Here is a 294-nt window from a genome sequence, read left to right on the forward strand (position 1 = left end):
AGTCGATACCAAACATAAATCGAATACCATATTTTCTTATGGTTTTTAGATTTCCAGTCGATGAATACCAACTATCACCTGTAATAAATTGAATCTTTGCACCCCAACTGAGTACTTCACTTAACATCTCCATAAAGTAATCATTCTTGGTTTTACTTTCAGATTTGTCATAAATTCGGAAATTAATTGGAATATTTTGACCATTCTGATCTGTCGCATACAAGGTAATGAGATTAATACCCTTGACGGATCGGTGGTGTTTGCCTGACCAAAAATAGCTAACCAAGTCCATAT

At 34.4% G+C, this 294-nt stretch carries 1 protein-coding gene; it reads right to left on the reverse strand.

The window, feature by feature from the left end:
• Positions 1-294: transposase (locus tag ACEO2X_RS14375; RefSeq protein WP_371972200.1), on the reverse strand; the 294-nt coding region annotated here is incomplete at both ends.

Source organism: Acinetobacter sp. AL9 (genome assembly GCF_041464035.1).
GTDB classification, from domain to species: Bacteria; Pseudomonadota; Gammaproteobacteria; order Pseudomonadales; family Moraxellaceae; genus Acinetobacter; species Acinetobacter towneri.